Source organism: Nocardia sp. NPDC050718 (assembly GCF_040654235.1).
Taxonomy (GTDB): domain Bacteria; phylum Actinomycetota; class Actinomycetes; order Mycobacteriales; family Mycobacteriaceae; genus Nocardia.
On record NZ_JBFAHQ010000004.1, the window covers coordinates 265225 to 277659 of the forward strand.

Consider the following 12435-nt stretch of genomic DNA (forward strand, 5'->3'; position numbering starts at 1 on the left):
GCCCGGCCGACACCCGCCGGACAGCCTCCGGCTCCGCCGAACGTTCTCGCGGTACACCGGAACAGTTCAAGTTCCGGCCACCGCGGACCGACGCCCCAGCGGTACGGTTCCCGGCTCGGGCGTCGTCGTGCGGAAGGAGAGTCCGAGCGGATGGTTCGCCGGAACGAGGGGATCAGCCGGCGCGGTGCGCTGATCGCGGCGGGTGCCGCGATCGGTATCGGGGTGCTGGGGCACCCACCGCGAGCGGGCACGATCCGGTGCCCGCCCGCCGCCGACGCACTGACCTCCGGGCAGCGGGCGGAGCTGGCGGAACGGGCGATCGTCACCCGGCACGTGCGCGCGCTGTGGGGCCTGCCGCAGCGGAGTCTGGGCGCGCTGGTCTGGCCAGCGTCGCCGGTGGAACAGTCGTTCGGGCGCTGGTGCTACTGGTGGCAGGCCCACCTGGTGGACTGCGCGGTCGACGCCGCCCACCGCGACCCCACACCCGCCCGCACAGACCGGGTCGCCGCGCTCGCGCTCGGCATCCGCACCCGCAACATCACCGGCTGGACCAACCGGTACTACGACGACATGGCCTGGCTGGCGCTGGCGCTCGAACGCGCCGACCGGCTGCTCGGCATCCGGTTCGGTGACGCGATCGGTGACCTGCGGTCGGACCTGCTCGACGGCTGGAACGCGCAGGTCGGCGCGGTGCCGTGGCGGTCGGGCGATCCCTACTTCAACACCCCGGCGGTGGGGCCGACCGGGATCGCGCTGGCCCGGCTCGGCGATCTCGGCCGGGCACGCCAACTCGCCGAGTTCCTGCACACCCGCCTGCGCGACCCCGCCACCGGGCTGACCCTCGACGGCGTCCACGAACCCGACGGACAGGTGAACCGGACCATCCACACCTACTGCCAGGGCGTGGCGATCGGGCTGGAGACCGAATTGGCGGTGCGCACCGGTGACGCCGTCCACCGGGACCGCGCGGCGGCGCTCGTCGCGGCGACGGCGACCGCGCTGACGACCGGGGGCGTGATCATCGCGGCCACCGCGAACGATTCCGGGCTGTTCATGGGCATCCTCGCCCGGTATCTGGCCGAAACCGCGCTGGCGCTGGGTGATGCCACCGCTGCGGCCATCGTGCGCGCGTCGGCGCGGGCCGCGTGGGCGCATCGCGCCGAGGTCGACGGGCTGCCGCTGTTCGGCATGGACTGGAACCGCCCGATCGCCGCGCCGGAGTATCCGAGCTCGCTGCTCCATCTCGCCGGCGCCGACGCGGCGTCGGCGGCGAACCTGAGCCGCGATCTGTCGGTGCAGCTGAGCGGGTGGATGCTGCTCGAGGCGGATCACCAGCTCACGGCCGCGGGACGGTGAGCGCGGCCGTGGCGTGTCGGACCCCGATGCCACACTCGGCACGTGCGATGGGCGGTGGCGGAGACGGGTGACGGTGGCGCCCGGCTGTGCCCGCTCGACCCCGACGGCAGGCCCGCGGGACCGATCATGGACGAACCGTCGCTGGCCGAGGCCGTCCGCGCGCGTCCCGAGGTCGAGCGGTGGGTGTGGCGATCGACCGCCGAGATCTACCGGACCCTGCTGGCCGCCGGGGTGCGGGTCGAGCGCTGCTACGACGTCGAGGCCGCCGAGGCGCTGCTGATCGGACACGAGGAAGGTCAGTCCGGCCAGGCCAGGTCGCTGGCCGCCGCCTGGGCGCGCCTGCACGGCCTGGCCGTCCCGCCGGACGCTCCCGTGCGCGCCGCCGAGACCCAGCCCTCCCTGTTCGACTCGGGCCCGGTGCCGCTGCCGCCGGGCACCGACGAATTCACCGCGCTGGTGGCGGTCTACGAGCGGCAGGTCGCCCGGACCGCGCGGACCGAACACCCGGAACGGATGCGACTGCTCCTGGCCGCCGAGTCCGCGGGCATGCTCGTCGCGGCCGAGATGGCCCGGTCCGGGATCCCGTGGCGCGCCGACATCCACCGCGCTCTGCTCGACACCATGCTGGGCGAACGCTTTCCGGGCGCGCTGGAACCGCGCCGGATGGCGGAACTGGCCGACGAGGTGTCACGGGCCTTCGGCGGCGGGGTGCGGGTGCGGCCCGATCTGCCCAACGACATCGTCAAGGCCTTCTCCAGGGCCGGAATCATGGTGTCCTCCACCCGGAAATGGGAACTGCAGCAGATCGATCACCCGGCGGTCGCGCCGCTGCTGGCCTACAAATCCCTGTACCGGGTGCACACCGCGCACGGCTGGTCCTGGCTCGAACAGTGGGTGCACGGCGGCCGCTTCCGGCCCGAGTACCTGCCCGGCGGGACGGTGTCGGGCCGCTGGACGACCAATGGTGGTGGGGCCCTGCAGATTCCGAAGGTGATCCGGCAGGCGATCCGCGCCGACCCCGGCTGGTCGCTGGTCGTGGCCGACGCCGCGCAGATGGAACCGCGGATCCTGGCCGCGATCTCGCGCGACCCGGCCCTGATGGAGGTGACCGGTCGCGGTGAGGACCTCTACGCCGACCTGGCGGCCCGGGGCTTCGGCGGCGACCGCGCGCAGGCCAAACTCGCGCTGCTCGGCGCCATCTACGGGCAGACCTCGGGCGATGCCCTCACCCATCTGGCGGGCCTGCGCAGGCAGTATCCCGCCGCGGTGGCCTATGTCGACGACGCGGCGCACGCGGGGGAGGAAGGCCGGCTGGTGCGCACCTGGCTGGGCCGCACCTGCCCGCCCGTGACGGCGACGTCCCCGGATCTCGCCGAGGAGAACGGCGCGGTCTTCACCGGGACGCCGGCGGCGCGAGCGCGTGGCCGGTTCACCCGGAACTTCGTGGTCCAGGGCAGCGCCGCCGACTGGGCGCTGCTCGTCCTGGCGGCGATCCGCCAGGCGATCGCGAGCGCGGGACTGCGCGCCGAGATGGTCTTCTTCCAGCACGACGAGGTGATCGTGCACTGCCCGGAGAACGAGGCCGCGACGATCGTCGACGTGATCGCCACCGCCGCCGACACCGCGGGCCGGCTCGCCTTCGGGCCCACCCCGGTGCGGTTCCCGTTCACCACCGCGGTGGTGCAGTGCTACGGCGACGCGAAGTGAGCTGTCGCCGAGTCGTTCCGGTTCCGGCTACCCGGTGCTGAACCACCCGCCGACGGCTGGGGCGGTGTTGTGCCAGAGGTGCTTGGTCTCCTGGTATTCGGCCAGTCCCGTCGGCCCGAGTTCGCGGCCGATGCCGGAGCGGCCGAACCCGCCCCATTCGGCGGCGGGCGTGTAGACGCCGAAGTCGTTGAGCCACACCGTGCCGTGCCGCAGGGCGCGCACCACCCGTTCGCCGCGCGCCGGGTCGGCGGTGCGGACACCGGCGGCCAGGCCGTAGGCGGTGTCGTTGCCCAGCGCGACGGCCTGGGCCTCGGTGGTGAAGCGTTCCACCGTGAGGATCGGGCCGAAGGTCTCCTCCTGGACGATGCGCATCGAGCGGTCGCAGTCGTCGAAGATGGTGGGCAGGTAGTAGCTGCCCGCCGCCAGCGCGGGGTCGTCGGGGCGGCGGCCACCCGCGACCAGCCGCGCACCCTCCGAAAGGCCCAGCGCGACATACGCTTCCACCTTCGCGCGATGCTCGGGGGAGACCAGCGGGCCGGTCTGCGACGCCGGGTCCCTACCGGGGCCCACCCGGATCGCGGCCGCGCGGCGCGCGAGCTCGGCCACGAACTCGTCGGCGATCGAGGCGTGCACGATGAGCCGGGTGCCCGCCGAACACACCTGACCGGAATGCAGGAAGGCGCCGGTGAGCACCGCGTCGACGGCGCTGTCGGGGTCGGCGTCGGCGAAGACGAGATGCGGGTTCTTGCCGCCGAGTTCGAGGGCGACGCGGGTGACGTGCCGGGCCGCCCGGCTCGCGATCTCCGCCCCGGTGCTCGCGCCGCCGGTGAACGAGATCAGGTCGACGTCGGGGCTGTCGGTGAGCGCCGCACCCACCACCTCGCCGCTGCCCGGCACGAGATTCACCACGCCGGCGGGCACCCCGGCCCGGTCGATCAACCGCACCAGCGCGATCGTCGACAGCGGCGTGACCTCACTGGGCTTGACCACCACGGTGCACCCGGCCGCCAGCGCGGGCGCGATCTTCCACGACATCTGCAGCAGCGGATAGTTCCACGGCGCGATGAGCGCGCACACCCCGACCGGTTCGTGTACGACGCGGCTGATCACCGCCGGGTTCCCGGTGTCGACGAGCCGGTCGGTGTCGATGGTGACCAGGTGCGCGTAGTAGCGGAACACCGCGATCACGTCGTCGATGTCGAGGTGGCTCTCGCGCAGCGTCTTGCCGGTGTCGGCCGTCTCGATCCGGGCCAGGTCGTCACGGTGGGCGTCGAGCAGCTCGGCGATCCGGAGCAGCAGGGCCGACCGTTCGGCCTTCGGTGTCGCGGGCCAGTCACCGGTCGCGAAGGCGGCGCGCGCGGCCGCGATCGCCGTCGACACATCTGCGGGGCCCGCCTCGTCGACGATGGTGAGGACGCCACCGTCGGCCGGATCGTGGACGGCTCTGGTGCCGCCGTCGACCGGCCGCACCCAGCACCCGTCCAGGTAGAGCCCGGGGGAGCGCAGGAGCGGCTCGTCGGTGAGGACCATCGGGGAATCTGCCTCTCGCTAGAGCCGGGTGTGCGCCGACCAACGTACGCGACGCCGCGCAGTAGCAGGTCCACGGCGTCGGACGCGGGTTCCGCTCGCCGTGAGTCCAATCCTGTTCCCGCCGTGGCGCGGATGGTTTCGTAGGACCGGATCGTCCCGGTTCGAGCGAGAGGCCCCGTATGTCCGTCGATGACGCCACCGTCCCCGCGACCGGTGTGCGGGTGGTCAAGCTCGGCGCGCACCTCGGTGCGCGGATCGAGGGCGTACGGCTCGGCGGCGAGCTCGACGCGCGGACCGTCGCCACGGTGCGGGCCGCGCTGCACGAGCACAAGGTGATCTTCTTCCGCGATCAGCACCACCTCACCGAGGACGGGCAGTACGAGTTCGCACGGCTGCTCGGCACCCCGACGACTCCGCATCCCACCGTCACCTCGGCGGGGGCGAAGAGCCTGGCCATCGACTCGCACCAGACCCGCTCCAATGTCTGGCACACCGATGTCACCTTCGTCGACCGGGTGCCCAGTGCCTCGATCCTGCGCGCCGTCGCGCTGCCCAGCTATGGCGGCTCGACCACCTGGGCCTCGACCGTCGCCGCCTACGACGCGCTGCCCGCGCCGCTGAAACTGCTGGCCGAGAACCTGCGCGCCCGGCACACCAACCGCTACGACTACGCCGCCGACATCGAGGACCGGCCCGACGACAAGGACCGCGCCTACCGCGGCGAGTTCGAGTCGACCTACTTCGAGACCGAGCATCCCGTCGTCGAGGTGCATCCCGAGACCGGTGAGCGCGCTCTGCTGCTCGGCTGCTTCGTGAAGGAGATCGTCGGGCTGTCGAGCTCGGAATCGCGAGCGCTGTTCCGGCTGTTCCAGGATCGGGTGACCCGGCTCGAGCACACCACCCGCTGGGACTGGTCGCTCGGTGACGTCGCCGTCTGGGACAACCGCGCCACCCAGCACTACGCCGTCGACGACTACGACGGCCGCGAGCACCGCAGGCTGACCCGCATCACCCTGGCCGGCGCGGTCCCGGTGGGCGTCGACGGCACGCCGAGCACGGTGATCGCGGGCGACGCCGCCGGCTACGCGAGTGCCCCGCACCGGCGCGCGGCGTAGGAATCAACCGGTATCGCAACACTTCCGGAACTTCGGGTCCCCGGCCGAACGCACGTCATGGATTACCCTTCGACGACACGTACGTCCGGTGATCACGCGCGCACAGGTCCTGACCGGCCCGGCTCGACGATGGGATTCCCGTGAACTTGTGGAACTATGTGCGGGGTCGGGGGGAGCTGCTGACCTTCCTGACCTACCAGCACGCCTCGCTGGCGTTCCAGACCGTGCTGGTCGGCACCTTCGTCGCCGTCCTCGTCGCGGTGGCCGTCTACCGTCTGCCGCTGGCCTCGGCGCTGACCCTCACCTCGAGCCGGGTCGCGCTGACCATTCCCTCGCTGGCCCTGCTGGCGCTGCTGCTGGTGCCGTTCGGGCTCGGCGTGGTGCCGTCGTTCATCATGCTGGCCTTCTTCGCGGCGCTCCCGGTGATCGGCAACGCCATCGTGGGGCTGCGTTCGGTGCCGCCCTCGGTGATCGAATCCGCGCGCGGCATCGGGTTGTCGCGATGGCGGATCCTGCTGACGGTCGAGTTCCCGATCGCGTGGCCGGTGATCCTCACCGGTATTCGCGTGTCCACCCAGATGATCGTCGGCGTGGCGGCCATCGTCGCCTATGTGCTCGGCCCCGGGCTGGGCTCGCTGATCTTCAACGGCCTGTCCCGCCTCGGCGGCGCCAACGCCCTCGAGATGGCGCTGACCGGCACCATCCTCATCGTCGCGATCGCGTTGGTGTTCGACGCGCTGCTCGTCCTGCTCGGACGGCTCACGATTGCCGAAGGACTGACATGACCGAAGTGACCAGCCAGCCCGCCCCTGCCGCGCCGGAGCGCACCGTGACCGGGGCGTCGATCACGCTCGACGGTGTCGTCAAGCGGTACAAGGGGCAGGACGTGCCCGCGGTGCGGCGGCTCGATCTGGAGATCGACGCCGGCGACATCGTCGCCTTCGTCGGGCCATCGGGCTGTGGCAAGACCACCACGCTGAAGATGATCAACCGGCTGATCGAGCCGTCCGAGGGCCGGATCTTCATCGGCGGCCGCGACGTCACCAGGGAAGACCCCGACAAGCTGCGCCAGTCGATCGGCTATGTGATCCAGTCCGGCGGCCTGTTCCCGCACTGGACGGTGGCCAAGAACATCGGCGCCATTCCGCGGGTGCTCGGCTGGGACAAGAAGCGCATCGCCGAACGCACCGAGTACCTGCTGGATCTGGTCGGTCTCGATCCCGCCACCTTCGCCGACCGGCTGCCCAAGGACATGTCCGGCGGCCAGCAGCAGCGCGTCGGTGTGGCCCGCGCGCTCGCCGCCGACCCGCCCGTGCTGCTGATGGACGAACCGTTCGGCGCGGTCGATCCGATCACCCGGGTTCGCCTGCAGGACAGCCTGATCGCGATCCAGCACGAACTCGGCAAGACCATCGTGATCGTCACCCACGACTTCGAGGAAGCCACCAAGCTCGGCGACAAGGTGCTCATCCTGTCCGAGGGCGGGCACATCGAGCAGTACGCGCGCCCGGAGGAGATCCTCACCGATCCCGCGACACCGTTCGTGGAGGAATTCGTCGGATCCGGCGCGAAACTGGCGTATCTGACGGTCTCGCGGGTGCGCGATGTCGCCTACGACCCGGTGACCACGGCGCGCATCGGCGAACCGGCGCAGGCGGTGATCCAGCGGGCCAGGGCGGCCGGGCACACCTGGGTCGTGGTCGTCGACGCGGCGGGCAGGCCGCGCTCGTGGCCCTCGCTCACCGAAGTCGCCAGCAAGCCCGAGGTCTCCGACTATCTGGACCGCAGGCTGCCGGTGGTCGCGCAGTCCTCCACGCTCAACGACGCGCTCGACGCAATGCTGGCCGCCAGCCAGGGCGCCACCCTCGTCACCGACGGGCGCGGCGCGGTCGTCGGCTCGCTGAGCATCGGGTCGGTGACCGAGGTGATCCAGACGAAGCTGGCCGAGAGTCACGCCACCGAGCCCGCGTCCTCGTACGAGACCTATGTCGACGGGTCCGACCCGACGCCGACCCCGGTCGTCGCCGCCGACGACGGCACCGCACCGGCCGAACCGTCATGAGCAGGCTGCGTCGCGTGCCGATCGACGTGTGGTTCGAGCCGATCATCATCGTGGTGGTCGGCCTGGGCTACCTGCTCTGGTACCGGTCGACGACCTTCACCGCGACCGAGCAGGCCTCCCTCGGCTGGGACAATCTGCAGACCACCATCGCCGAACACATCCGGCTGACGGTGGTCGCCACGCTGATCGTTGTGCTGGTGGCGATTCCGCTCGGCATCGCGCTGACCAGGCCCGCGCTGAAGCGATTCGAGCCGATCGCGGTCAATATCGCCAATATCGGGCAGGCCGCGCCCGCAGTGGGCCTGCTGGTGCTGTTCACGTTCTGGCTCGGCACCGGATTCCGCACCGCGATCGTGGGTTTGGTCGTGTACGCGGTGCTGCCGATCCTGCAGAACACGATCGTCGGTCTGCGGCAGGTGGATCAGCGCACCATCGAAGCGGCGCGCGGGATCGGCTTCTCCGCCGCGCGCACGCTGGTGCAGGTCGAGCTGCCGCTGGCGGTGCCGGTGATCCTCAACGGGGTGCGCACGGCGCTGGTCATCCTGGTCGGCACCGCGACGCTGAGCACGTTCATCGGCGCGACCAGTCTGGGCACCCTGATCACCACCGGCGTCACGCTGTTCCTGCCCAAGCTGCTGATCTCCGGTGCCGTGCTGGTCGGGCTGCTGGCGTTGATCATCGACTGGCTCGGCCGACTCGTCGAACTGGCCGCGACCCCGCGAGGTGTCTCATGAGACGACGGCTGGTTCCGGTACTCGTGGCCGGTCTGACCCTGCTCACCGGATGCGGATTGGTGAGCTCGTCGGGCACCTTCCACGACGCGAGCCTGCCCGGCGGCGACCGCCCGCTCGACGGCGCGGACATCGTGGTGACGTCGAAGAGCTTCACCGAGGGTGTGCTGCTCGGCAAGATCACCGCGACCTATCTGGCCGCGGCGGGCGCCTCGGTCACCGACCTGACCGGCGCGCCGGGCTCGGCCTCCTCCCGCCAGGCCCAGCTCAACGGTGACGCCGACGTGCTCTGGGAGTACACCGGCACCGGGTGGGTGAACTACCACAACGAGACCGAGACGATCGCCGACCCGCAGGAACTGTGGCAGCGCGTCCACGACGTCGAGAAGCGCGACTACGACCTGGAATGGCTCCCACCGGCCAACTTCAACGACACCTACGCCTTCGCCGCGTCGGCGCCGACCGCCCAGCGGCTGGGCGTGCGGTCGCTGACCGAGGCCGCCGCCCTGCCGGTGGCCGAGCGCACCTTCTGCGTCGACGACGAATTCTTCAGCCGCTCCGACGGTTTCCTGCCGATGCTGGAGAAGTACGGCATCCCGTACAACGATCCGAACGGCGTGCCCTCGGGCAATGTCACCCGGATGGACGCCGGCGTCGTCTACACCGCCACCGCCAAGAGCCAGCCCTGCAATTTCGGCATGGTCTACACGACCGACGGCCGCGTCAAGAACCTGAACCTGACCGTCCTCGACGACGACAAGAAGTTCTTCCTGCCCTACAGCGGCACAGCCGTGGTCCGCGGCGTGGTCATCGAGCAGCACCCCGAACTCCGGGCCCTGCTCGGCACCATCTCCGAGCGGCTGACCGACGAACTGATGCAGGACCTCAACGGCCGCGTCGACATCGACGGCGAGGACCCGTCCGATGTCGCCTACGACTGGTTGAAGAGCGAGCGTCTGATCGAGTAACGGGGTCACCGGTTACGAGACGCTTGATATCGAAACTAACAGTTTCGTATGCTGCCCTCATGGTGACGGTGAAACGCGGGGATGTCCGTGCGCGCGAGCGGCGGATCGACGAGTCGATCGCGGAGTCGATGCGCGAGATCCTCGACGAGTCCGGGTATGCGGGTCTGGGCGTCGACGCGGTCGCGGCGCGGGCCGGGGTGAGCGCGGCGGCGATCCACCGGCGCTTCGTCACCCGTCAGGAGATGGCCTTCGGGGCCTTGCTGCATGCCCTGCGGGAGAATCCGCCCGCCGACACCGGTTCGCTCCGGGGTGATCTGGCTGCCCTCGCCGACGGCCTCGGCGCCCGGCTGCGGCGATCGGGTGGCGAGACAGTGGCGGGTCTGCTGGCCGATATCCGCAGCGACTGCACGCTGAGTGTCCGGTTCGCGTCGACCTGTCCGGCGGCGGAGCGCGCGGTGGTCGCCACACTGCTCGACCGAGCGATCCGCCGTGGCGAGTTGCGTTGCCGCCCCGATCTCGCAGTTACCAGGTCGCTGCTCCTCGCGCCGCTGTTCGCGTGGCTGAGCGTGCTCGACGAGGCTCCGTCGTACGCAACCGAACTCGCGTGCATAGTTGCACTCGCTGCCTCGGAAGCCTTGGTCGCCAACGACCGCCTGTCGACCCGGTGAGCCGCCGTCGACGCTTTCTCGGTCGAGTGTGGGGCGGCGCTGCTTCCCGGGCGTTCCGGCGCACCCGCGACCTGGATGCGGCGCCGACGCGCACCGAGATGCTGTGCCTCATCGCCCTCGCCCAGGTCGTCTGCGCACCGCTCGCCACGATGAACTTCGGTCCGGCGGACGGGGTCGTCTGTCCCGCATCGGCATCCGAGGTGACGAGACCGATGTCCGGGTTCGCGCCGCGACCGCTCGAGGCGTCCGAGGCGAGGCGGCCGATCGGCCAGTCGCGCTGTCCGGCGAGGTGATGAACAGCTCGGTCCCGCCACATTCGATGAGGTACTGATAACTGTACCCAGTGGTATGGTCGCACGGCGGTGCGTGCGACGGTGCAGCCCGGGAAGGGCTCGGCCATGGGATATCCGATCGAACGTCGTGGGTTTCTGCGGGCCGCCGGGGCTGGTCTGCTCGGCGCGGCGCTGCTCGAGACGTCGGCTGCCGCGGTGCCGCCGCGGGCGCGCAGTCCGCTGCTGTTCCCCTCCCCGAAGGTCGAGCCGTTCGTGGACGAGCTGCCCCGATTGCCGGTGGTGCGCGGCGACCGGCTCGATCTGGTCGCGGCGACGACCTCCCATCGCTTCCACCGCGATCTGCCGGAATCACCGGCGCTGGGCTACAACGGGTCGACCTACCTGGGGCCGACCGTCGAGCATCGGGCGGGCACGCCGCTGCGCCTGCGTTTCGAGAACCGGATGAGCGCCCATCCGCTGGCCGCCGACATGGACACCACCCTGCACGGTGTCGCGGAGAGCTTCCGGTCCGCGCCGCCGTCCTCGCTGCACCTGCACGGGGGAGTGACGCCGCCGGACAGCGACGGGCATCCGGAACAACTGGTGTATCCCGGCGGCGATATCGACCACGACTTCCCGCTGGCGCAGGACGCGGGCCACCTCTGGTATCACGACCACGCGATGGGGATCACCCGCGTGAACGTCTACGCGGGACTCGCCGGAATGCTACTGCTCCGCGACGACGTCGATACGGGTGCCCCCGGCAACCCGCTGGGTCTGCCCGCCGGGGAGTTCGAAGTGCCACTGGTCTTGCAGGAGAAGCTGTTCACCGCCGACGGACGGCAATCGGTGCGTTCGACGCCGGTCGTTCCGCAGGGACGATGGGAAGGCGGGGCGGTCGGGGACGTCGGGGTGGTCAACGGCAAGATCTGGCCCTACCTGCCGGTCGCGCGCGGTCTCTACCGCTTCCGGATGCTCAACGCGGCCTCGTTCAGTGTGTGGAATCTGTTCTTCGGCAACCGGATGCGGTTCTGGGTGATCGGCACCGAGCACGGACTGCTGGACGCCCCGGTCCCGGTGCACGAGCTGCGGCTGGCGCCGGGGGAACGGGTGGACGTGCTGGTCGATTTCGCCGGACTGGCGCCGGGGGAGACCGTCGAGTTGTGCAATGACGAGGCGCCGGTCTTCCAGGCGGCGGTCCTCGGTGAGGTGGCGATGCCGGTGTTCTGCCAGTTCCGGGTACAGGATCGGCCCGGGTTCGCAGGTGGCGTGCCGGAGCGGTTGCGCGGCGGGGGATCTCGTCCCGCGGTGCTCCCGGCGCTCGAGACCCCGACGGTGGTCCGCCAGGTGACGGTGAGTCAGCCCTACGAGTTGCGGGTGCCGCCCGCGATCATGTCGCTGAACAATCTCACCTTCGCCAGCCCGGATATCGAGCGGCCGCGACAGGGCACCGTCGAGCAGTGGGACATCATCAACATCACGCCCGACCCGCACCCGATCCACCTGCACCTGGTCACCTTCCGGATTCTCGGCCGGACACCGCTGCGCACGGTCGACTACCAGCTGGCGCATCCGCAGCCGCCGATCGGGCAGAAGTGGGCGCCCTCGGCCGAGGGATTCCTGGCCGGGGCGATGGTGCCGCCGCAGCCGTGGGAAGCCGGCTGGAAGGACATCGTGCGGGTCGACGGCGGCACCGTCACCAGCATCATCGTCCGATTCCCGACCGCGGCCGAACTCGGCTTCGACCCCGACGCGACCTTCCCCCGCCGGAACGCGACCGAACTCGACGCCACGGATTCCCACGGCACGCACCGCACCGCCGACCACGGGGGCCGCTCGCATGACGATCTGCAGGGCTATGTGTGGCACTGTCACCTGCTCGATCACGAGGATCACGACATGATGCTGAAGTACCGCATCGTGCCCTGACGCCCGCTTCCATACTTTCAGGTACGGATGGATGTTCTCCGTAGTATGGTCGGCTTATCGCGACAGCCGGGGAGCGAATTTCACGTCAGGAGCACGG

10 protein-coding genes are annotated in these 12435 nt (G+C 70.6%); 9 read left to right on the top strand and 1 reads right to left on the bottom strand.

Annotation, left to right across the window (positions count from 1 at the left end; translation table 11 throughout):
• The first annotated feature begins 150 nt into the window (after positions 1–150).
• Together AB0H54_RS20245 and AB0H54_RS20250 are read left to right on the top strand one after the other, a co-directional pair.
• Positions 151–1356, top strand: a complete 1206-nt coding sequence (locus tag AB0H54_RS20245) for a glycoside hydrolase family 76 protein (RefSeq protein WP_357346852.1) — start codon at positions 151–153, stop codon at positions 1354–1356.
• 42 nt (positions 1357–1398) lie between these two features.
• Positions 1399–3063: a bifunctional 3'-5' exonuclease/DNA polymerase gene (locus AB0H54_RS20250; protein WP_357346853.1), complete on the top strand. Its 1665-nt coding sequence runs from the start codon at positions 1399–1401 to the stop codon at positions 3061–3063.
• Between the two features lie 27 nt (positions 3064–3090).
• Here the strand turns inward: AB0H54_RS20250 and AB0H54_RS20255 are convergent, their stop codons facing one another.
• Positions 3091–4593, bottom strand: coding sequence for an aldehyde dehydrogenase family protein (locus tag AB0H54_RS20255; protein WP_357346854.1), 1503 nt, complete (start codon positions 4591–4593; stop codon positions 3091–3093).
• A 179-nt stretch (positions 4594–4772) separates the two neighbouring features.
• On the opposite strand from AB0H54_RS20255, the gene AB0H54_RS20260 reads away from it, so the two are divergent.
• The 7 genes from AB0H54_RS20260 to AB0H54_RS20290 all read left to right on the top strand — a co-directional run bounded on the left by AB0H54_RS20260 (position 4773) and on the right by AB0H54_RS20290 (position 12338).
• Entirely contained in the window at positions 4773–5708 is a 936-nt protein-coding gene (locus tag AB0H54_RS20260) for a TauD/TfdA family dioxygenase (RefSeq protein WP_357346855.1), read from the top strand.
• Positions 5709–5848: 140 nt separating this feature from the next.
• Complete coding sequence (locus tag AB0H54_RS20265) at positions 5849–6493, top strand: ABC transporter permease (protein WP_357346856.1); 645 nt, start codon at positions 5849–5851, stop codon at positions 6491–6493.
• Positions 6490–7770, top strand: a complete 1281-nt coding sequence (locus AB0H54_RS20270; protein WP_357346857.1) for an ATP-binding cassette domain-containing protein — start codon at positions 6490–6492, stop codon at positions 7768–7770. Before AB0H54_RS20265 ends, AB0H54_RS20270 begins: the two co-directional genes overlap by 4 nt.
• Positions 7767–8504, top strand: a complete 738-nt coding sequence (locus AB0H54_RS20275) for an ABC transporter permease (protein ID WP_355272401.1) — start codon at positions 7767–7769, stop codon at positions 8502–8504. The genes AB0H54_RS20270 and AB0H54_RS20275 overlap by 4 nt, the downstream gene beginning before the upstream one ends.
• Complete coding sequence (locus tag AB0H54_RS20280; protein ID WP_355272400.1) at positions 8501–9469, top strand: glycine betaine ABC transporter substrate-binding protein; 969 nt, start codon at positions 8501–8503, stop codon at positions 9467–9469. The genes AB0H54_RS20275 and AB0H54_RS20280 overlap by 4 nt, the downstream gene beginning before the upstream one ends.
• A 59-nt stretch (positions 9470–9528) precedes the next feature.
• On the top strand, positions 9529–10137 hold the full coding sequence (locus AB0H54_RS20285) for a TetR-like C-terminal domain-containing protein (protein WP_357346858.1): 609 nt from the start codon (positions 9529–9531) through the stop codon (positions 10135–10137).
• A 398-nt stretch (positions 10138–10535) separates the two neighbouring features.
• Positions 10536–12338 (top strand): multicopper oxidase domain-containing protein, encoded by a 1803-nt coding sequence (locus AB0H54_RS20290; RefSeq protein WP_357346859.1) that lies wholly within the window; start codon positions 10536–10538, stop codon positions 12336–12338.
• Positions 12339–12435 lie beyond the last annotated feature (97 nt).

Excerpts from the sequence above, each read along its gene's own strand:
- AB0H54_RS20245 (WP_357346852.1), top strand. The coding sequence starts at position 151 with ATGGTTCGCCGGAACGAGGGGATCAGCCGGCGCGGTGCGCTGATCGCG.
- AB0H54_RS20255 (WP_357346854.1), bottom strand. The coding sequence starts at position 4,593 with ATGGTCCTCACCGACGAGCCGCTCCTGCGCTCCCCCGGGCTCTACCTG.
- AB0H54_RS20260 (WP_357346855.1), top strand. The coding sequence starts at position 4,773 with ATGTCCGTCGATGACGCCACCGTCCCCGCGACCGGTGTGCGGGTGGTC.
- AB0H54_RS20270 (WP_357346857.1), top strand. The coding sequence starts at position 6,490 with ATGACCGAAGTGACCAGCCAGCCCGCCCCTGCCGCGCCGGAGCGCACC.
- AB0H54_RS20275 (WP_355272401.1), top strand. The coding sequence starts at position 7,767 with ATGAGCAGGCTGCGTCGCGTGCCGATCGACGTGTGGTTCGAGCCGATC.
- AB0H54_RS20280 (WP_355272400.1), top strand. The coding sequence starts at position 8,501 with ATGAGACGACGGCTGGTTCCGGTACTCGTGGCCGGTCTGACCCTGCTC.
- AB0H54_RS20285 (WP_357346858.1), top strand. The coding sequence starts at position 9,529 with ATGGTGACGGTGAAACGCGGGGATGTCCGTGCGCGCGAGCGGCGGATC.
- AB0H54_RS20290 (WP_357346859.1), top strand. The coding sequence starts at position 10,536 with ATGGGATATCCGATCGAACGTCGTGGGTTTCTGCGGGCCGCCGGGGCT.